The sequence below is a fragment of the Mesorhizobium sp. M0174 genome, from assembly GCF_040322275.1.
Classification (GTDB): Bacteria; Pseudomonadota; Alphaproteobacteria; order Rhizobiales; family Rhizobiaceae; genus Mesorhizobium.
Genome location: NZ_JAMYTB010000006.1, coordinates 1 through 19,703, shown reverse-complemented (window position 1 = coordinate 19,703; position 19,703 = coordinate 1). Strand labels below are relative to the sequence as shown.

14 protein-coding genes and 2 pseudogenes are annotated in these 19,703 nt (G+C 62.3%); 4 read left to right on the top strand and 12 right to left on the bottom strand.

What is annotated here, in order from left to right; translation table 11 throughout:
* Window positions 1-77: 77 nt before the first annotated feature.
* The 5 genes from NKJ13_RS14240 to NKJ13_RS14220 form a co-directional block, all read right to left on the bottom strand.
* Window positions 78-1,355, bottom strand: coding sequence for an ABC transporter substrate-binding protein (locus NKJ13_RS14240; protein ID WP_352736648.1), 1,278 nt, complete (start codon window positions 1,353-1,355; stop codon window positions 78-80).
* A gap of 29 nt (window positions 1,356-1,384) precedes the next feature.
* Window positions 1,385-2,572: a PLP-dependent transferase gene (locus NKJ13_RS14235; RefSeq protein ID WP_352736649.1), complete on the bottom strand. Its 1,188-nt coding sequence runs from the start codon at window positions 2,570-2,572 to the stop codon at window positions 1,385-1,387.
* Entirely contained in the window at window positions 2,569-3,303 is a 735-nt protein-coding gene (locus NKJ13_RS14230; RefSeq protein WP_352736651.1) for a FadR/GntR family transcriptional regulator, read from the bottom strand. Before NKJ13_RS14230 ends, NKJ13_RS14235 begins: the two co-directional genes overlap by 4 nt.
* A gap of 463 nt (window positions 3,304-3,766) precedes the next feature.
* Window positions 3,767-5,140: a PleD family two-component system response regulator gene (locus NKJ13_RS14225; protein WP_352650476.1), complete on the bottom strand. Its 1,374-nt coding sequence runs from the start codon at window positions 5,138-5,140 to the stop codon at window positions 3,767-3,769.
* A 34-nt stretch (window positions 5,141-5,174) separates the two neighbouring features.
* Window positions 5,175-5,591: a response regulator gene (locus tag NKJ13_RS14220; protein ID WP_348625950.1), complete on the bottom strand. Its 417-nt coding sequence runs from the start codon at window positions 5,589-5,591 to the stop codon at window positions 5,175-5,177.
* A gap of 174 nt (window positions 5,592-5,765) precedes the next feature.
* Here NKJ13_RS14220 and NKJ13_RS14215 point away from each other — a divergent pair, with 174 nt between their 5' ends.
* Complete coding sequence (locus tag NKJ13_RS14215) at window positions 5,766-6,065, top strand: DUF3572 domain-containing protein (protein WP_254820136.1); 300 nt, start codon at window positions 5,766-5,768, stop codon at window positions 6,063-6,065.
* 182 nt (window positions 6,066-6,247) lie between these two features.
* Here the strand turns inward: NKJ13_RS14215 and NKJ13_RS14210 are convergent, their stop codons facing one another.
* Both NKJ13_RS14210 and NKJ13_RS14205 read right to left on the bottom strand, forming a co-directional pair.
* Entirely contained in the window at window positions 6,248-7,795 is a 1,548-nt protein-coding gene (locus tag NKJ13_RS14210) for a hypothetical protein (RefSeq protein ID WP_352736653.1), read from the bottom strand.
* A 97-nt stretch (window positions 7,796-7,892) separates the two neighbouring features.
* Window positions 7,893-8,468, bottom strand: coding sequence for a GNAT family N-acetyltransferase (locus tag NKJ13_RS14205; RefSeq protein WP_352508837.1), 576 nt, complete (start codon window positions 8,466-8,468; stop codon window positions 7,893-7,895).
* Window positions 8,469-8,536: 68 nt separating this feature from the next.
* Here NKJ13_RS14205 and NKJ13_RS14200 point away from each other — a divergent pair, with 68 nt between their 5' ends.
* A complete protein-coding gene (locus NKJ13_RS14200; RefSeq protein WP_352650470.1) occupies window positions 8,537-9,865 on the top strand; it encodes a DNA polymerase IV in 1,329 nt (442 codons plus the stop codon).
* Window positions 9,866-9,868: 3 nt separating this feature from the next.
* Here the strand turns inward: NKJ13_RS14200 and NKJ13_RS14195 are convergent, their stop codons facing one another.
* Window positions 9,869-10,375 (bottom strand): hypothetical protein, encoded by a 507-nt coding sequence (locus tag NKJ13_RS14195; RefSeq protein ID WP_352479038.1) that lies wholly within the window; start codon window positions 10,373-10,375, stop codon window positions 9,869-9,871.
* A gap of 174 nt (window positions 10,376-10,549) precedes the next feature.
* On the opposite strand from NKJ13_RS14195, the gene NKJ13_RS14190 reads away from it, so the two are divergent.
* Entirely contained in the window at window positions 10,550-11,431 is an 882-nt protein-coding gene (locus NKJ13_RS14190) for a DMT family transporter (RefSeq protein ID WP_352777847.1), read from the top strand.
* A gap of 9 nt (window positions 11,432-11,440) precedes the next feature.
* On the opposite strand, the pseudogene NKJ13_RS14185 reads toward NKJ13_RS14190, so the two are convergent.
* From NKJ13_RS14185 to NKJ13_RS14170, 4 genes and pseudogenes are all read right to left on the bottom strand, one after another.
* Window positions 11,441-12,243, bottom strand: a pseudogene (locus NKJ13_RS14185) (ion channel).
* Between the two features lie 108 nt (window positions 12,244-12,351).
* A complete protein-coding gene (locus NKJ13_RS14180) occupies window positions 12,352-13,362 on the bottom strand; it encodes a methyltransferase (RefSeq protein ID WP_352691088.1) in 1,011 nt (336 codons plus the stop codon).
* 39 nt (window positions 13,363-13,401) lie between these two features.
* The gene (gene dnaE, locus NKJ13_RS14175; protein ID WP_352736657.1) at window positions 13,402-16,929 is read right to left on the bottom strand and encodes a DNA polymerase III subunit alpha; all 3,528 of its coding nucleotides are present in this window, start codon (window positions 16,927-16,929) and stop codon (window positions 13,402-13,404) included.
* 421 nt (window positions 16,930-17,350) lie between these two features.
* Window positions 17,351-19,363 carry an acetyl-CoA carboxylase biotin carboxylase subunit gene (locus tag NKJ13_RS14170; RefSeq protein ID WP_352691085.1) on the bottom strand — a complete coding sequence of 671 codons (2,013 nt, stop codon included), beginning with the start codon at window positions 19,361-19,363 and terminating at the stop codon, window positions 17,351-17,353.
* A gap of 213 nt (window positions 19,364-19,576) precedes the next feature.
* On the opposite strand from NKJ13_RS14170, the pseudogene NKJ13_RS14165 reads away from it, so the two are divergent.
* Window positions 19,577-19,703: pseudogene (locus NKJ13_RS14165) on the top strand (S-(hydroxymethyl)glutathione dehydrogenase); the annotation flags it as partial.

The window sequence follows — 19,703 nt, the reverse complement described above, 5'->3', positions numbered from 1 at the left end:
CGACGACGGGTTGGCGCCGCCCCTCATCCGTCACTTTGTGACACCTTCTCCGCGTGAACGGGGAGAAGCGAGGAAAGCTATTTCTTGTTCTTGGCCATCCAGTCCTGCTGTTCCTTGGTCAGGAACGTGGCCCATTCGTCGGCCACGTCCTTTGCCGCCTTCTGACCAAGCAGCACTTCCTGAAAATTCTTGATCGCCACCTGGTCGACGAAATTGCCGAGATTTTCCAGATGCGTCGGAGGCGTCACCATCTCGTATTTGTCGCCGTTGTTCAGTTCCTCGAACCAGCCTTTGAACTGCTCGGTCCTGAAGTGAGCGTCCTGGTCGGCGCCGTTGTGGATTGGAATGACGCCGACTTCCTTTGCCCATTCCAGATTGTCCTTGGGCGACAAAAGCGTTGCCATCAGCTTCCAGGCATCGTCCTTGTGCTGGGAATTGGCGAACATCGCCCAGCCGGCATAACCGAGCGTCGGATAGGATTTGCCGCTCGGCCCGACTGGCATCGGCGCCACGGCGAAGTCGTCGGCGCTCATCTTGTCGGCGATGCCGAGCAGCGCGTCGGGATCTTGGTTCAGCATGGCGCAGGTGCCGCTATAGAACCCGGTGACGGTCTCGTTAAAACCCCAGCTCACCGCGTCCTTCGGCGCCAGGCCGTTCTTGTACATGTCGGCGAGCATCTGCAGGCCCTTGACCGAGCCTTCCTCGTTGATGGTCGAGGTGCCGTCCTCGTTGAAATAGCCGCCCTTGCCGGCGGCAATGTTCATGAACATGTGCATCCCGTTGAAGGCGCCAGGGCCGCCGCGCAGGCAGTAGCCGTATTTGCCCGGTATCGCGGAGATCTTCTTGGAGTCCTCGACGAACTCGTCGAGCGTCGCCGGCGGACCGTCCAGACCAGCCTCCTTGAACAGCTTCTTGTTCCAGAACAGCGCGTTCAGGTAATAGCCATAAGGGATCATGTACTGCTTGTTGTCGACCGTCGAGCCGAACTGCTTGGCACGCTCGCCCAGCGTTTTGGCATCATCCCATTTGGCCATGTATGGCCCGAGATCCTCGAGCTGGCCGTTGGTCGCATAAAGACCCATCCAGCGTTCCGGCATCTCGACGATGTCGGGCGTGTCGCCGGCCTGCACCATGGTAAGGAACTTCTCGAACGCCTGGCCCCAGGGCAGCGATACCAGCTCGACCTTGACACCCGGATTGGCCGCCTCGAACTCGGCGATCTGTTTCTTGAGGAATTCGGTACGCGGCGGGCTGGTGATGACCTCGACCATCTTGACCGTGGAATCGGCCAGCACGCTGCCGGCGGAAATAGCCAGACCCGCGACGGCACCCAGAAGGATGCTCAGTTTTTTCATGTTCAGCACTCCCATTTTGAACGGCTCCTTTATCTTTTTGCTCTGTCGAAGGCCTGGGCAACATCCGCCCACAGGTCTTCGACACTTTCCAATCCGACACTGAAGCGGATGGTTCGCGGGCTGACGCCGAAGCGCGCCATCGAATTCAGGCCCGGCGTCTGCTCGAGCGAGGCCTTTGCTGGAACGACCAGGCTCTCATGGCCGCCCCAGCTGACGCCGATGCGAAAGAGTTTCAGCGCATCGACGAAAGCCGGGATGTCGACGTCTTCCGTCACCTCGAATGAGAACAGCCCGGCATAGCCGGCAAGCGTCGCCTTGCCCGGATGGTTGGAATAGGCCGGGTGGTTGACCCGCTCGACATGGCCATGCGCTTTCAGCCGCTCGGCGATGGTCAGCCCGCTCTTCATGTGATGCGGCAACCGCAGAGGCAATGTGCGCAGGCCACGCAGCAACAGCCAGGCCTCGAAAGGCGAAAGTTTGGCGCCGAGATAGGAATAGGTCTGCTCGTTGATATGTCGGATATGGGCAGCCGAACCGGCCACCACACCGGCGACGGTATCGCTGTGGCCGCCGAGATATTTCGAGGCCGAATGCAGCACCAGGTCGACACCGTGCGAAATCGGCTTCTGGAACACCGGCGTCGCCCAGGAATTGTCGATTGTGGTGATGACGCCCTGCTCTTTGGCCAGCCGCGCCAGGTGGGTTATGTCCTGGAGCTCGAACATCATCGACGTCGGGCTTTCCAGGTAGAGCAGCTTGGCGCCGGGAAGTGCTGCCGCGACCGCGTCCGGATCGGAACCGTCGACATAATCGACCTTGATGTCGAGCCGTGGCAAAAGCCGTTCAAACAGACGGTAGGCATCGCCGTAGCAATTGCGCACGACAACCATGCGCTCGCCGGCACCGACGAAAGCAAGCACCGTGGCGCTGATCGCCGCCATGCCGCTGGAAAAGCCGCGCGCGGCCTCCGCGCCTTCGAGAGCGGCGACACGCGCCTCGAACTCCATGACCGTCGGGTTGTCGCCGCGCGAATAGATCGGCTGGCGTCGCCTGCCGGCGAATGTATCGGCCATCTCCGTATAATTGGAGAAGGTGAAGAGCGAAGTCTGGTAGATCGGCGGCACTACCGCGCCGCCGGGGAAAGGCTCGTCATGGGCGAGAAGCGTCGCTGCCTCGGCGAGATAGTCGTTTTCGAAACCGGCGGGATGATCGCTCATTTCTGGCCTGAAAATTCGAGTTTGGCCGCGCCGCGCTTCAGATCGTCCTCGACGGTGGCGATCAGCTTGAGCGCCTCGGCCCGGGCCCCCTCCGGATCGTGCGCGGCAATGCGTTCGTAGATGGTGCGGTGGTAAGGAAAGCTGGCGTGGCCGAAATCACGCACGCCGAGCGGATGTTCCCAGAAACGGTGGAACAGTTCGTGCATGGCGGCGATGATCTGCTCGAAGAGCGGATTGCCGGAACTGCGGTAGATCGACTGGTGGAATTCCCAGTCCTCCTCCGCCGACATGCCGGCGCGCATGTGGAAGGCCTGCTCCATAATGTCGAGCTTGCGCCCGATCTCGGCGATCTCGGCCTGGTCCGCGCGAACGGCGCACAGGGCGGCGGCTTCCGCTTCCAGTGCCCGGCGGATTTCCAGCGTCTGCATCAGGCTGGTGAAATCATTGCCGCCGGCCAGTGTCAGCGGCATGTGCAGCATGTCCAGCGAGACCACTCCCTTGAGATAGGTGCCGCTGCCTTGCCGCCGTTCGACCAGGCCGAGCCCTTCCCAGCGCGTCAGCGCCTCGCGCACGGTGTTGCGGCTCACCTTGAGGCGCTCGGCCAGGATGCGTTCGGTCGGCAGTCTCTGGCCGGGCCCCAGAGCTTCCCGCATTACAAAGCCGGCCAGCGCCTTGAGCACCGCGTCGTCGCGAGCAGTTGCCTGTATGGGGGAAAGGCCGAATTCGGTCATGCCAACGGGTCACCAAATGGCTCAATGGTCCAACCAATTTCTGCATAGAAGACAGGCCCTGTCAACCGACTGCGGGCGCATACGCTCTGCCCAGCCGGCTATTTCAAAGGGCGCTGTCGCTGCCGCAACAAAACCAAAGCGTTTTCCGGGTTTTGGCGCAGAATCCTGATGTGTTTTGAAAATTGGGGGCCGGCCGGCGTTTGGCAGCGGTACGAGGAGGCCACTATGTGCCAGCGCCGGCCAGCCGACCCCACGGACCCAGGAGATGCGGCGGACCTGAGCATCATGGGGTATTCTTTGGGTCGAACCGGCGATCTAGACCTCGTGCCGGTTACGTCTAAGGGCTGCACATTTGCGCAACAACTTATGAAAATCAACAGTTTCTTAACCAAGCCTCGCAACTCGCTTGGATTAAGGTAAATTCGTAACCTTGTCGGGTTGACCGGCTAATTCGTCTATGGTGCTACGCCGCCTTGGCGACGACGCGATTGCGGCCGCCGCTCTTGGCCTCATAGAGCGCGAGGTCGGCTCGTTTCATCAGCGCCGCGACCGTGTCCACGCCTTTCAGCACCGACGACACGCCGACGCTGACGGTGACTTCGATCGCTTTGCCCTCGCTGCCAACGGCAAACGGCAGTTGGGCGATTTCGGCGCGAATGCGTTCGGCTACCTTTTCGGCTACCGCGCCGTCCGTGTCCGGCATCACCACAACGAACTCCTCGCCACCGAAGCGGCAGGCTAGATCGATGCCGCGCACGTTCTTGCGCAGCCGCCGCGCGAATTCGCGCAGCACGTCGTCGCCGCCGTCATGGCCATGCGCGTCGTTGATGCTCTTGAAGCGGTCCAGATCGGTGATCATCACCGACAGCGGCCGGCGCCGTGCCACGGCGCGGTCGAACAGCGTCTGCAGATGGCTGTCGAGATAGCGGCGGTTGTGCAGGCCGGTCAGGGCATCGGTCACCGCCATCTCGATGGTCTGGGTGACGCTGGCGCGAAGCTGGTCGTTGTAGCGCTTGCGGCGCACCTGCGTGCGCAGCCGTGCCGTCAGCTCCTGCTGGTCGATCGGCCGCATCAGATAGTCGTTGATGCCGAGTTCGAGGCCGCGGATGATACGCCCCTCCTCGCCCTCGTCCGCCAGAAGGATGATCGGCAGGAAACGGGTGCGATCGAGCGAGCGCAATTGCGAGCAGAGCCTCAGCGGGTCGAAATCGGCGAAGGCCGTCGAGATCATCACGCATTCATACGGCAGCTCGGCGGCCTGGAAGAAGCCGGCATGCGGATCGTTGGCGACGTCGAGAGCGGCACTGCCGCGCAGCATCTTCTGGATGCGCTCGAACGAGGATTTGCGCTCGTCGACCAGCAGCACCTTCGGCACCGCGTCATCGGTAGCGAAGTTGCGGCTCAAAAGCTCCTCGATGCCGATATTGCGTGTCGTCGAGGCGCGCAGCCGCAGCTCGTCGGTCAGCGACTTCAGCCTGACCAGGCTCTTCACGCGCGTCATCAGCTGCAGATCGTTGACCGGCTTGGTCAAAAAATCGTCGGCGCCGGCCTCGAGGCCACGCACCCGGTCCGAAACCTGGTCGAGCGCGGTGATCATCACGACCGGGATGTGCGATGTCGCCGGGTCGCCCTTCAGCCGCCGGCAGACCTCGAACCCGTCCATGTCGGGCATCATCACGTCGAGCAGCACGACATCGACCTTGCCGTTCTCGCAGATCTCGATCGCATCCGGCCCGTTGGTGGCGGTCAGAACCTCGAAATATTCGGCGAGCAGCCGGACCTCCAGCAGCCTGACATTGGCTGGGATGTCGTCGACGACGAGGATCCGCGCGGTCATTTCACAAAAGCTCCGGCTCGGCTGGAAAAATACATCAGGCATCGCCCAGGTAGGATTTGATGGTTTCGATGAAACGCGGCACCGAGATCGGTTTGGAGATATAGGCTTCGCAGCCCCCCTGGCGGATGCGTTCCTCATCGCCCTTCATGGCGAAGGCGGTGACCGCAATGACCGGGATGACGTGGAGATCATCGTCCTCCTTCAGCCATTTGGTGACCTCGAGGCCCGACACTTCCGGCAGCTGGATGTCCATCAGGATGAGGTCCGGCCTGTGCTGCCGCGCCAGATCCAGCGCTTCCAGGCCGTTGCGTGTGCGCACCGTCTCGTAGCCGCTCGCTTCGATGAGGTCGCGAAAGAGCTTCATGTTGAGCTCGTTGTCTTCGACGATCATAACCTTCTTTGGCATCGATTTCCCGTCCCGGCTGGCCTTCCACTCGAAGGGTGCCGTCATGCGCCCCTTTGTCGGCACGCACCAAACCTGTTCCCACTATACGGCAATATGATTGACGAAACGGAAACCGGCCGCCCCAAAAAGCTTTCGGATTCCAGGTCGGCGAGCTTGCTGCCGGCGACACTTGCCACTACTGCGAAAACAGAACGATTCCGCCCACGAAGGAAGGTAGCGATGGCAAACGCAGCGTCAATGCGCGAGGAAGCGGAAACGATTGCCGTAAAGGCGCTGGGCTTCGTCGCCGCCGATCCGGAACTTCTCCCCCGCTTCCTGGCGATCACCGGCATCGAAGCTCATTCCATCCGCCAGGCGGCGGGTGAACCGGGATTCCTGGCCGGCGTGCTGCAGTTCATCCTTGCCCACGAGCCGACGCTGATGCGTTTTTCCGAGGAGACCGGAACGCCGCCCGCCGCAATCGGCAAGGCATTGCGGGCGCTGCCGCTCGGCGACGACAATCATGAGCGTTCGATATAAGGGACGATCCCGAGACAGATCGCCGCGCCGAAAATCGTGAGTGCACTCGGCTTTGACGCCAGCCGCGTGGAGAGCAATTCCAGGAAAGCGTGAAACGGTTTTCCGTCTGGAATTGCGCAAAAACAAAGACATGGAGCGGATCGGCGTTTTCGTGAAACGATGAACCGCTCCAACCTCGGCATTTAGGGTTTCAACTTCGCCCCTGCCCCGCCATCGTCATTCTCGCCCGAGCCATGATCCGGAACGGTAACATCGCTTGGGTCCATGATGGGGTTGTCCTGAACGGCATCGGCCGGCTTCAGCATGGCGCCGTTGACCGTGACCGAGCCGTCTGCCTTGGCATTGATGATCCATTCCAGTCGACCATCCGGCAGTGCCTTGCCGAACCCTTTGACGGCGAGTGCGAACGGAAAATACTGTGCCGCTTCCGGTTCGGTCTTGGCCGCCGTCTGCAGAGCCTCCACGATCTTGTCATAGCCCGCGACATCGATGGTCATGCTCGTCTCGGGCTTCTTGCCGGGGAACGTCATTTCACCTTCCATCGCAATCTCGATATTGCCGTTCTTGATCGTGCTGTGTCCGAGAGTGGCCTTTGGCGTCTTGGCCAGGAAATCGGCGAAGATCTGCTTGCCGAAATCTGCCGGCAGCGGTGGATCCTTGCTGAAATCAAGGGTTTCGATGGTTTTCTTCGCCATGCTGTCCAGATCGATGTTGGTGCCGCCGAAGTTGAGGGCGATATCGGTCGGCAGCAACGCAACGCTCCAGCTGGGCAGCACCTGCTGTGGCATTGTCAGGCCGGAAACCTTGAACGCGTAGTTGATCTTGCCGTCCTTGGCGATGCCGTCCATGCCGACGGCGGTATTCAGTTGCGTCGCACCGAACTTGCCTACCGGGCTCTCGACCACAAAGTCCTTGAAGCCGTAGGTGCCGTCGATCCGCTCCCACAATGGCAGTGCTGCCGTCAGAAGCGATTTGAACTCCGCCTCATCCGCCTTGAATTTGGCTGTATCATCAGTCGCCACGATGAAAGCAAGCAGGTCGAGCAGCGGCTTTGTCCGCAAACCCTTGCCGGTCGCGTCCACGGAAAGTTCAGGCGCTTTTACAGCAGCCGGAAAACTCAACCCATTTTTGGGACCGTTGACTTTGATCGTTTCGGCGAAGTTCGTTATTTTTTCCGTCACCGTGAAATCGATGCCGCCATTTGCGGATTTGGTCGAAACTATTGCGGCAGTGCCAGCGCCGACCGTGACATCCGCCTGCTGCTTAGGCTCTCGGGTGGTCATCGTCATGCCAGCCATCGAACCGGTTGCGCTCGCGAAAGCGGCCAGGTCAGGGTCATAAACTCCGGTGAACTTGTTGTCCGACACGGAGAAGTCGATGTGCTGCGCCCCCTCAGGGCCAACGAAATCGATAGACCCCTTCGGGGACACGTCCGCTGAAACGTCCCAGTGTCCATCCTTGCGTGGCTTGACCAAGATGAAGTAAGGCGTGACGTCGAACTTGAAGGCCTGCTGCTTTGCCATCAAATCCGTGACCGGCTTGAAGTCGAAAGCGAGCTTGTAGGCATCGCCGTCGACTGAAATTTTCACGAACCCAATGTCGAACGGCTTCTTGCCGATATAGTGCGCCAGATCGTCGGAAAGCTGCTTCGCGCCTTGCCTGTCGACCGCTTGGCCGAAGGCCGGTGCGCTGCAGGCAAGAAGTAAAACAACTGGCAAAACGCGGTTCATGTCGATCCTCACTTAGTCGCGGCCCTCAAGCCGCTCTGTCACTGGTAGGCAAATACCATCGCCGCCGCAAGAGAAGGCCTATGTGTTGCGGCGGCTGCTAAAGCACCAGCCGCACCAGCGGTCGGCCCGGCTTGCGTTCGACCAACCGCTGGAACCCGGCCTTTTCGAAGACCCGCGACGAGCCGACGAACAGCCCGATCGACCGCGAATCCTTCGACAGGTCGATGGGGCAGGCCTCGATCAGGCGCGCGCCGTTCTGGCGGGCGAACTCGATGCCGCCTTGGACCAGGCGGTGCGACAGGCCCCTGCCGCGTGCCTTGGTGCGGATGAAGAAGCAGGAGATCGCCCAGACGCCCGGATCGGCGGCGTCGGCGGGGTCGATCGGCGCCGACCCCCTGCCCTGGTTGTTCCATTCGGGCACGTCGGCACGCGGGCCGATCTGCATCCAGCCGACCGCCTGGCCACCCTCGAAAGCCAACAGGCCGGGCGGCGGCCCGGCCTCGATTCGCGCCTTGATGTGGTCCTTGTTGCGCTCGCGATTGCTCGCGCGGCGCACCGCAGGCGCTAACCGGAAATGCGTACACCAGCAGCCGTAACAGGCGCCCTGCTTGCCGAAAAGATCCTCGAAATCCGCCCAAAGCTCAGGCACTAGCGGCGCTATGGTCGTATTCATGAGCTCTCTCCCGGCCCACCGCCTTGTCGTGGCGTCCGTCCTGACGTACCATTGCATTTGTTCTCTTTATGTTCGCAGCGATGGCGGCTCCTGTCAACAACCCCGAACACGGTTTTTGCCGCGACTGCCTGAATTTTCAGCGCAGCGAGGCACGCCGTTGCGAGCGCTGCGGCAGTCCAAGGCTCGCGCGCCATCCGGAGCTCTACCGGTTGCGCCTTGCCCATATCGACTGCGACGCGTTCTACGCGGCGGTCGAAAAGCGCGACAACCCGGCGTTGAAGGACCGGCCATTGATCATCGGCGGCGGCAAGCGTGGCGTCGTATCCACCGCCTGCTACATCGCCCGGATCCATGGCGTTCGCTCGGCAATGCCGATGTTCAAGGCGCTCGAAGCCTGTCCCGAAGCGGTGGTCCTCCCGCCGGACATGGAAAAATACGTGCGCGTCGGCCGCGAGGTGCGCGCCATGATGCAGGCGCTGACGCCGCTGGTCGAGCCGCTCTCGATCGACGAGGCCTTTCTCGACCTCGCCGGCACCGAGCGCTTGCATGGCCTGCCGCCTGCGGTGGTGCTGGCGCGCTTCGCACTCGGCGTGGAAAAGGAGATCGGCATCACCGTTTCAGCTGGCCTTTCCTACTGCAAGTTCCTGGCCAAGGTGGCATCGGACTTCCGCAAGCCGCGCGGCTTTTCGGTGATCGGCGAGACCGAGGCTATCGGCTTCCTGGCCGAGCAGCCGGTGACGCTGATCTGGGGGGTCGGCAAGGCCTTTGCCGTCACGCTCGAGCGCGACGGCATCCGCACCATCGGCCAGCTGCAGCGCATGGAGCGCGGCGATCTGATGCGCCGCTACGGCGTTATGGGTGACCGGCTCTACCGGCTCTCGCGCGGCGAGGACGACCGTCGCGTCGTTCCCGACCAGGACGCGAAAAGCGTCTCGGCGGAAACCACTTTCGACACCGACATCGCCTCCGTCGACGACCTGGTTTCGGTGCTGAGGGCGCTGTCGGAAAAAGTCTCGGCCCGGCTGAAAAAGTCCGGCATTGCCGGACGCACCGTCGTCCTCAAGCTGAAGACCCAGGATTTCAAGATCCGTACGCGCAATCGCCAGCTCGGCGATCCGACCCGGCTGGCCGACCGCATCTTTCAGACCGGGCTCGAACTGCTGCGCAAGGAGGCCGACGGCACGAAATACCGGCTGCTCGGCATTGGCGTCAGCGACCTCTCCGACGATGACCGGGCGGACCCGCCCGATCTGGTCGACGTCCAGTCACGCAAGCGCGCCATGGCCGAAGGCGCTATCGATACGCTGCGCGGCAAGTTCGGCCGCAGGGCGGTGGAAACCGGCTATACCTTCGGCAAGGGCCGCGATGCCCATCCGCCCGAACCGGTCGAGGAGTGATAGTCAGGTGCGCCGCAGATCGATCCTGCTGGTCACCACACTCTTGCCGGTTTTCGGATCGGTATCGATAACGGTCAGCCGCATGCCGTCCTCGCCGGTTTTCTCAACAGTCATTTGCGCCCTGCGGTCGCCATTGACCTCCTTGGCCCAACGAATGCCGAGATTGATCGCGTTGCCGGAGCGGCTGCCGCTCAATTGCGCCGGCCCGGTGCGCGATCCGACATAGGTGCCGGTGTATTTCGTCCCGCTCGATTTGAGATCGGCGCTGATGGCGCGCGTCACCACGATAAGACCGCGGCAGCTGCCGTCGAGCGATAGCGAGCTCGACGTTGCGTCGGAATTGAAATGACAGGAGACATTCACCGTCGGCGCATCGGTGGTGACCTTGACGGTGCCTTTGCCGGCGAAATTCCCCTGGAATGAGCGAAGAAAATCCGGATCGTCGGCATGCGCTGCGCCGGCCCCGGCCGTCAGGCACCCGGCAAGTACAAATCGTGCAAGTGATTTCATCGGACCGCTCCTCGTTGGTATCCAAAACACAGCACGCAAACACTGAGGGACCAACGCTTCCCTCAGCAGCGGGTTCCGGCTTCAACATCACTGTTTGCAACGCTTCACGGCTGGCCCAGTCGAATGCGCCGGCTAGCGGTTGCGATGAAAGCGCCGGCTTGCGACATAGCGCCCATGGCACCCGCACCCTCGATCCCCAAGGCCGCGTTCTGGATGGCGCTGTCGATCGCCTCGTTCCTGGCGATGTCGGTGGCCGGCCGCGCCACGACGGCAGAACTCAACGTCTTCCAGGTGCTCGAGCTGCGCTCGGTGATCGGCTTTTTCATCCTGCTGCCGCTGGTCATGATGTCAGGCGGTTTTCCGGCGATGCGCACCGGACGCCCGTTGGCCCATCTCGCCCGCAACGTCGTCCATTATACCGGCCAGGCTGCCTGGCTTTATGCCTTGACGCTGATCCCGCTTGCGGTGCTGATCTCGATCGAATTCACGACGCCGATCTGGACTGCGCTGCTGGCGGTAGCTTTCCTCGGCGAAAGGCTCTCCCGGCCAAGGCTGGCGGCGATCGTGCTGGGGCTGATCGGCGTGGTGATCATCGTGCGTCCGGGCGTCGGCGCGGTCAATCCGGGGCATGTTATCGTGCTGGGAGCAGCGGTCTGCTTCGGCGTCTCGGTGGTTCTCGTCAAGTCGCTGACGCGGACGGACAGCGTCGTGCGCATCATCTTCTGGATGCTGATCATCCAGTCGGTGCTTGGCCTCGTCCCGGCGCTTTACGAATGGCGCAACCCGTCGCTCGAGCTCTGGCCGTGGATCCTGCTGATCGCGTTTACCGGCATGTCGTCGCATTTCTGCATGGCCCTCGCACTTGTCTATGCCGATGCGACGGTCATCTCGCCAATGGACTTTTTGCGCGTACCGCTGTCGGCGATGATCGGATGGCTGCTTTATCGCGAGCAGATCGACGCCTTCACCGCCGGCGGCGCCCTGCTGATCCTGCTTGGCAATCTGCTCAATCTGCAGAAAAAAGCCGCCAAACCTGCGGAAGTGGCGGCAGCGTAGCCCTGCGTTTCAATCGCCGTCGTCGGGTATGTTCAGAACGTGCCCACAGGCCTTGCAATGAACGGCGTCGGGCTCGTGCCGCTGCAGCCCGCATTGCGGGCAAGGAAAGAACACGTTGGTGGGACGGAAGAGCGCCTGTGCAAGCCGGACGAACAGCGATATGCCAATGATCATGGTGGCGATCGCGGTGAGCTTGCCGGCCACACCGGGCAGGACGATGTCACCGAAACCGGTCGTGGTGACCGTGGCGACCGTGAAATACAGCGCATCGACATAGCCCTCGAGACCACCCACGGTGCGGAAGAAGAAGGTGTAGACGAAACCCGTGATGACAAAGAGGAATGTCAGGAAATTGATGACCGCACGGCTCGCCTCGCGCCATCGCCTGAAACGCGCATCTCGAGAAATCGCCACAGCGCGCCGCTACGCGACAGCGACCACAGCCGCAGGATGCGCAAAAAACCGAGATTGGCCAGCGCCGTAGGCATCAGCAGAGTCAGCAGGATGAAGGCATCAATCCACGACGCCGGCTGTTTCATCAGGCGCAGCATGTCGTTGGAGGCAAGCAGCCGGGCAATCATGTCGGCGGCGACAAGTGCTGCCACGGAGTAGTCCAGCCAGAGGAACGAAGACGACTTCTGGATCACCGGCGTGGCGATGAAAAAGGCAATGATGGCAAGGTCGATGACAACAGCCGCAAGCTGAAACCGGAACGCCGCCGCTGTGCGCCCGTGATACAGCTTGCGCAACATGTCGCGCAGCCGGGCCAAGGCTGAAATATCTTGGGCTCCGTTCTTGTCAGCTACCTTCATGACGATCGCGATAGCCTTCGCTGCGACAGACGTCCAGTGGACAGCGCAGGCGGAAGCTTGCGCCATCCGACCGATCCCGGCGGTTGCGGCAAATGGCTTCAGCCGCGATCAAACCGGCCTTGCCTCTACAACGCTGATGCGTGGCCCTGCCTGGATGATCTCGGTCACCTCGAAGCCACCCTTTGCCAGCAGCGACTTGAATTCATCGGCCGTCCGCTCCTGGCCATCGGGCGCGACCAGCATGTTGAGGTCGGAGAATTTGGCATTCGCCCCCTGATTGGGCGGCTCAAGCACGGCCTCAAAAACCAGCAACTTGCCGCCCGCACGGATCGCCTGGCGACAGTTTTGCAGGATCGCGACGTTGGTCTCGTCGTCCCAGTCATGCAAAATCCATTTGAGCAGCAGCGCGTCGGCCGCCACGGGCAGCTCGGCAAAGAAATCGCCTCCGACGATCTCACAGCGATCGGCGACACCTTTCGCCGCCAGCACCGAGGCGGCCGGCGCTACCACATGCGGCTGGTCGAAAAGGATGCCGCGGCTGCCCGGGGTCGCGGCCAGGACTTCGGCAAGCAGCGCGCCCTGGCCACCGCCGACGTCCATGATGACCGGAAACGACGAAAAATCATACGCCGCCAGGATGGCTGCCGCCACGCCGCGCGAATTCGCTGCCATGGCGCGATCGAAGATAGCGGACTCCTCTGGATGCTCTGCCCGGTATTCCCAGACGCCCTTGCCATGCGCGTGGCGAAATGCGTTCTTGCCGGTTTGGATGCTGTAGAGCAGTTCGCTCCACGCTTGCCGGTAATAGGGCCTTCCGACGAAGGCGGCCCAAGGTGCAGCGGAAAACTCAGCATCGGAGCGCAAGGCGGCGCCAAGCGGCGTTAGCGAGAACTGCCCGTCCTCTGCCTCGTGAAATATGCCGACCGCCGCAAGCGCCCGCAGCAACCGATAGAGCGCGCGCGGATGTGTGTCGGTCAGGCTTGCAAGATCTGCTGCCGAGCGCTTGCCGCCCTTGATGTGGTCGGCGATGCCGAGCGTCGCGGCGACCGAGATCGCCTGCGAGACGCGGTACCCGTTGACCATCCGTGTTAGTTCGAAAGCGGCTGCGCGTTCATCCATGGCGCCCCCCAATCGCCAAAACCCGAAGGTTTCGGTATCTTAAACCAGCTCCACTTCAACCACGCCCGGCACCGCGCGCATGGCTGACGCGATCTGAGGCGAGATACGATAACGACTGGGCAATTCGATCTCGACCTCCCCCTGGCCGTCGTCCTTTATCAGCACAAAGCTTACCTGTCCCTCGCCCTTGACGGCAAGCTGGCCGGCAAGCGTGCCGATCGGTGCTGCGTCGCGCACGAAGATGCGTAGCGCTTTCTGGACGCGGCTTGCCTCGTCTTCCAGCGACTGCACGGTCTGGATGCGCAGATTGACGCCTTCCGGCCTGTCCTCGGCCGAAACGGTGATGACCACCGAGCGGCCGGGCTCGAGCAGGTCGCGATATTGCGCCAGTCCCTCGGAAAACAGCACCGCTTCATACTGGCCGGACGTGTCGGAAAACTGCACGACGCCCATCTTGTTGCCGGTGCGCGTCTTGCGTTCCTGCTTGGTGGTCACCGTCCCGGCGAGCCGGCCGGCGGCCGCACCGCGTTTGACGGCGGCCGAGAATTCGGCCCAGGTCTGCACCCGCATTTTCTGCAGCGCCGCCTTGTATTCGTCGAGCGGATGCGCCGAGAGATAGAACCCGACCACCTGGAATTCACGGTGCAGGCGGTCGGCGGCGAGCCAGGGGTCGGTCGCCGGCAAGTTGAGTGCCTGCGACTGTGCGCCCAGCGAGGCGCCAAAGATGTCGTGCTGGCCGGTGACGGCATTCTGCTGCGCCAAGGACGCCAGCCCCATCATCCGCTCGACGCCGGCCATCATCGCCGCCCGGTCGAGACCGAAGCAGTCGAGCGCGCCGGCCATGATCAGGCTCTCGAAGACGCGTTTGCCGACGATCTTCGGATCGACCCTTTCGCAGAAATCGGCGAGGCTCTTGAACGGTTTTTCGCCGCGCGTGGCGACGATGTGCTCGACTGCGGCGTCGCCGACGCCCTTGAGCGCGGCCAGCGAATAGAAGATGCGATTCTCGCCGACCTCGAAATCCCGGAACGACGTCATCACCGACGGCGCCACCACTTCGATGCCGAGGCGCAGCGCATCCTGGCGGAAATCGGCGAGCTTGTCCGTATTGCCCATGTCGAGCGTCATCGATGCCGCCAGGAATTCGACGGGGTAATGCGCCTTCAGATAGGCGGTCTGGTAAGAGACGACGGCATAGGCGGCGGCATGCGATTTGTTGAAACCGTAGTCGGCAAACTTTGCCAGCAGGTCGAAGATGAAGTCGGCTTGCGGCTTGCCGACGCCGCGCTCGACCGCGCCCGAAACAAAGCGCTCGCGCTGCTTGTCCATCTCGGCGCGGATCTTCTTGCCCATGGCGCGGCGCAGCAGATCGGCTTCGCCCAGCGAATAGCCGGAGAGCTCCTGCGCAATCTGCATCACTTGTTCCTGGTAGACGATGACGCCTTGCGTCTCCTTGACGAGATGGTCGATCTTCGGGTGGATCGACGCCATCTCCTCCTCGCCGTGCTTTCTGGCGTTGTAGGTCGGGATGTTCTCCATCGGTCCCGGCCGGTAGAGCGCAACCAGCGCGATGATGTCCTCGATACAGTCGGGCCGCATGCCGATCAGCGCCTTGCGCATGCCGGCACTTTCCACCTGGAACACGCCGACCACTTCGCCGCGCGACAGCATGGCGTAGGTTTCCGGGTCGTCGAGCGGAATGTGGGCGAGATCGATCTCGATGCCGCGGCGGCGGATCAGCTTGACCGCCCTGTCCAGCACGGTCAGCGTCTTCAGGCCAAGGAAGTCGAACTTCACCAGCCCGGCCTGCTCGACATACTTCATGTTGAACTGGGTGACCGGCATGTCCGAGCGCGGATCGCGGTACATCGGCACCAGTTCTGACAGCGGCCGGTCGCCGATGACGATGCCGGCGGCATGAGTCGAGGCGTGACGGTACAGACCTTCCAGCTTCTGCGCCGTGTCGAGCAGCGTCTGTACGATCGGCTCGCGCTCGGCCTCCTCGGCAAAGCGCGGCTCGTTGGCGATGGCGTCGGCGAGCTTGACCGGATTGGCCGGGTTCGACGGCACCATCTTGCTCAGCTTGTCGACCTGTCCGTAAGGCATCTGCAGCACGCGGCCGACGTCGCGCAGCACGGCGCGCGCCTGCAGGGTACCGAAGGTGATGATCTGGCCGACCTGGTCGCGGCCGTATTTCTGCTGGACGTAGCGGATGACCTCCTCGCGCCGGTCCTGGCAGAAGTCGATGTCGAAGTCGGGCATCGACACGCGATCGGGATTGAGGAAGCGCTCGAACAGCAGCGAAAAACGCAGCGGATCGATGTCGGTGATGGTCGTCGAATACGCGACCAGCGAGCCGGCGCCTGATCCGCGGCCCGGGCCGACCGGAATGCCTTGCGCCTTGGCCCATTTGATGAAGTCGGCAACGATCAGGAAATAGCCGGGATATTTCATCTTCTCGATGACCCCGAGCTCGAAATCCAGCCTCTCGCGATATTGCTCGACTGTATAGCCGGGCGTCGGCCCGTGCGCCGCCAGCCGCGCCGCCAGCCCTTCATGCGCCTGCCTGGCAAGCTCCTGCGCCTCCGCCTTGACCGCCGCATCGGCATCGGCGACATCGCGGCCGGCAAAGCGCGGCAGGATCGGGTTTCGTGTCTGCGGATAGTAGGAGCAGCGCAGTGCGATCTCGACGGTGTTGTCGATCGCTTCCGGCAGGTCGGCGAACAGCCTCGCCATGTCGGCCTGGCTTCTCAGGAAATTGTCGGGCGACAGGCGGCGGCGATTATCGGCCGCAACCACGGAACCTTCGGCGATGGCGATCAGGGCGTCATGGGCCTCATAGTCTTCACGAGAGAAGAAAAACGCTTCGTTGGTGGCAACCAGCGGCAGATCGTGGCGGTAGGCGAGATCGACCGACGACTGCTCGATCGCGCGGTCGTAGCCGGAGACCCGTTCCAGTTCGACATAGAGCCGGTCGCCGAACAGACCCTTGAGCGCCAGCAGCCGGGTCTCGGCGAGTTCACGGCGGTCCTCTTTCAAGGCATTGCCGATCGGACCGCGCGGCCCGCCGGTAAGGCAGATCAGACCGTCGGAATTTCTCTGCAGCATCTCGCTCGTCAGATGCACCGCCTCGCCGGGCGGTGTCTCAAGGTAGACGCGGCTGACCAGCCTGACCAGATTGCCGTAGCCGGCCTCGGTGGCGGCGATCAGGACCACCGGCCGCATCTCCGGCCCCTGCCGCCTGCGGTCGCGCTGGCTGTCGTTCGCCTCACCGGAAAAGGCGAGGTCGATCTGGCAGCCGATGATCGGCTGTATGCCGTCCTTCACTGCCTTTTGCGCGAATTCCAGCGCACCGAACAGGTTGTTGGTGTCGGTGACGGCGATTGCCGGGCATTCGTCCTGCACCGCATGGCCGACGATCTTGCCGAGCTGCAAGGCACCTTCGAGTAGCGAATAGGCCGAATGCACGCGCAGATGAATGAACCGACGCGCCTCCGCCTCTGCCCGCGATGCCTTTGCATAGGCCTCGCGCAGCAAGGGATCGCGTGGAAGTCTCTCATCCGCCATGGTTTTTTCGCGCCGCCTCACAGGGACTCAGTCGATCAAGATGTATTGTCCGGCAGCAGATAACATGAGTCCAGCAGAAGCGATTGGAGCTTTGGACGTTTAGAGCAACCGCCGAAGCTGCCGATCTCCCCCCTCGTGGGGGAGATGTCCGGCAGGACAGAGAGGGGCGCAGTCCCGCCAACCTCAGGCCGGAAACACAAAACCCGCCACAGCGGGCGGGTGTTGGGGCCATTTAGCACCATATCCAAATTAGTAGCATAGCTGCCGGCACAAAGCAAGAACAAAATACGTTGTGAGGGCAAAAAAAGCGAATTCCGCACGCCCCTCGCCTTGTCCCTCCTCAAGCGAGCGTGCTCAACCAATTGCAGGATCGCGTTCCTTCGCTCCCCTTTGTCCCACCAACCTCAAGCAGATTACAGCCTCACGCGAATTCCATGATCACCGCATCGACGGCAAGGCTGTCGCCGGGCTTGGCGTTGAGCTTCGAGACGATGAGGTCGCGCTCGGCGCGCAGCACGTTCTCCATCTTCATCGCTTCGACCACGGCAAGCGTCTCGCCGGCCTTGACCTCCTGCCCCTCGGCAACGGCGATCGACACGACGAGGCCGGGCATCGGGCAAAGCAGCATCTTCGAGGTATCCGGCGCCACTTTTTCCGGCATCAGCCTTTCGAGCTCGGCAGTGCGCGGCAGCATGGCGCGGGCTGTCACCGAGATGCCTTTCCAGGCGATGCGGAACCCGTTCAGCACCGGCCTGACCTGCGCCGCGACCTTGCGGCCGCCGACCGTGCCGCGCCAGATGAGATCGCCCGGCCGCCAGTCGGATGCCACGGTCAGTGCCTTGCCACCGTCGATTGTGAGGTCGAGCTCCATCGGAATGGAAATCATCCCTTCGACGATGGCAACCGAAAGATAATCCCGGCCGATCTTCACCACCCAGTCGCGTTTCAAGGCGCCCGAATGCGGCGCCAGCCGCCCGCCCAGCCGGTCGAGCCGGTCGCGGCGCAGCAGTTCGACCGCGGTTGCGATCGCGGCCAGCACCGCGTTTTCTTCGCTGTTCGGCACAATGGGCGCGAAGCCGTCGGGATACTCCTCGGCGATGAACGCCGTCGATAGCCGCCCTTCCCGCCAGCGCGGATGCTGCATCAGCGCCGCCAGGAACGGTATGTTGTGCTCGATGCCGTCGACGACGAAACTGTCCAGCGCTTCCGACATCGCATCAATCGCCGCCAGCCGCGTCGGCGCCCAGGTGCACAACTTGGCGACCATCGGGTCGTAGAACATCGAGATTTCCGAGCCCTCGGTAACGCCGGTATCGTTGCGGATGACGATTTCGCCGAATTTTCCCTCTTTCGGCGGCCGGTATTTCGTCAGCCTGCCGATCGACGGCAGAAAGTTGCGATACGGATCTTCGGCATAGAGGCGGCTTTCCACCGCCCAGCCGTTCAGCTTGACGTCGCTCTGCTTGATGGCGAGCTTTTCGCCTGCCGCCACGCGGATCATCTGCTCGACCAGGTCGATGCCGGTGATGAGCTCCGTCACCGGATGCTCGACCTGCAGCCGCGTGTTCATTTCCAGAAAATAGAAGTTCTTGTCGCTGTCGACGATGAACTCGACCGTGCCGGCGCTCTGGTAGTCGACGGCCTTGGCCAGCGCCACCGACTGCTCGCCCATGGCTTTGCGGGTCTTGGCGTCGAGGAACGGCGACGGCGCCTCCTCCACGACCTTCTGGTTGCGGCGCTGAATCGAGCATTCGCGCTCGCCGAGATAGAGCGTGTTGCCATGCGCGTCGGCGAGCACCTGGATTTCGATATGGCGCGGATCGACGATGAACTTTTCGATGAAGACGCGGTCATCGCCGAACGAGCTTTTGGCCTCCGACCGCGCCCGGTCGAAGCCGTCGCGCACCTCTGCCTTGCTCCAGGCGATGCGCATGCCCTTGCCACCGCCGCCGGCCGAAGCCTTGATCATCACGGGATAGCTGATTTCGCCGGCTATTCTTTCCGCATGGGCGGCGTTCTCGACGACGCCGAGCCAGCCGGGCACCGTCGACACCTTGGCCGTATTGGCGAACTTCTTCGATTCGATCTTGTCGCCCATCGCCTTGATGGCCTTAGGCTTCGGGCCAATAAAGACGATGCCTTCCTGCTCCAACGCTTCGCAGAAGGATGCCCGCTCGGACAGGAAACCGTAGCCGGGATGCACGGCCTCTGCTCCTGTGGCCTTGCAGGCGGCGATGATCTTTTCCGGGACCAGATAACTTTGCGCGGCCGGCGAAGGCCCGATATGCACCGCCTCGTCGGCCATTTCGACATGCACGGCGTCGCGGTCGGCATCGGAATAGACCGCGACGGTGACGATGCCCATCTTGCGCGCCGTCTTGATCACGCGGCAGGCGATCTCGCCACGGTTGGCGACCAGGATCTTTGTGAACATGCAGGCCTCGTCCCTCGGCTGCCCTTTTTTTACGGGCTTCCCGTTTTATGGGCTTCAGAAGGGCGGTCAAGGCAAAGTCGGAGCCTATCCCGCATGCAGATCGGCGGGCGCTGACGAAAATCCGGGGTCGGAACGTCGCTTCGTGCATAGCGCGAAGCTGAATGGTAAGTTAAATCTAACTTGGATTGCAGACTGTCTTGGGAGGATTGCCTGATGAAAACGCGCGCCGCTGTTGCCGTCGCCGCCGGAAAGCCGCTGGAGATCATGGAGGTCGACCTCGAGGGTCCTCGCGATGGCGAGGTGCTGGTCGAGATCAAGGCAACCGGCATCTGCCACACCG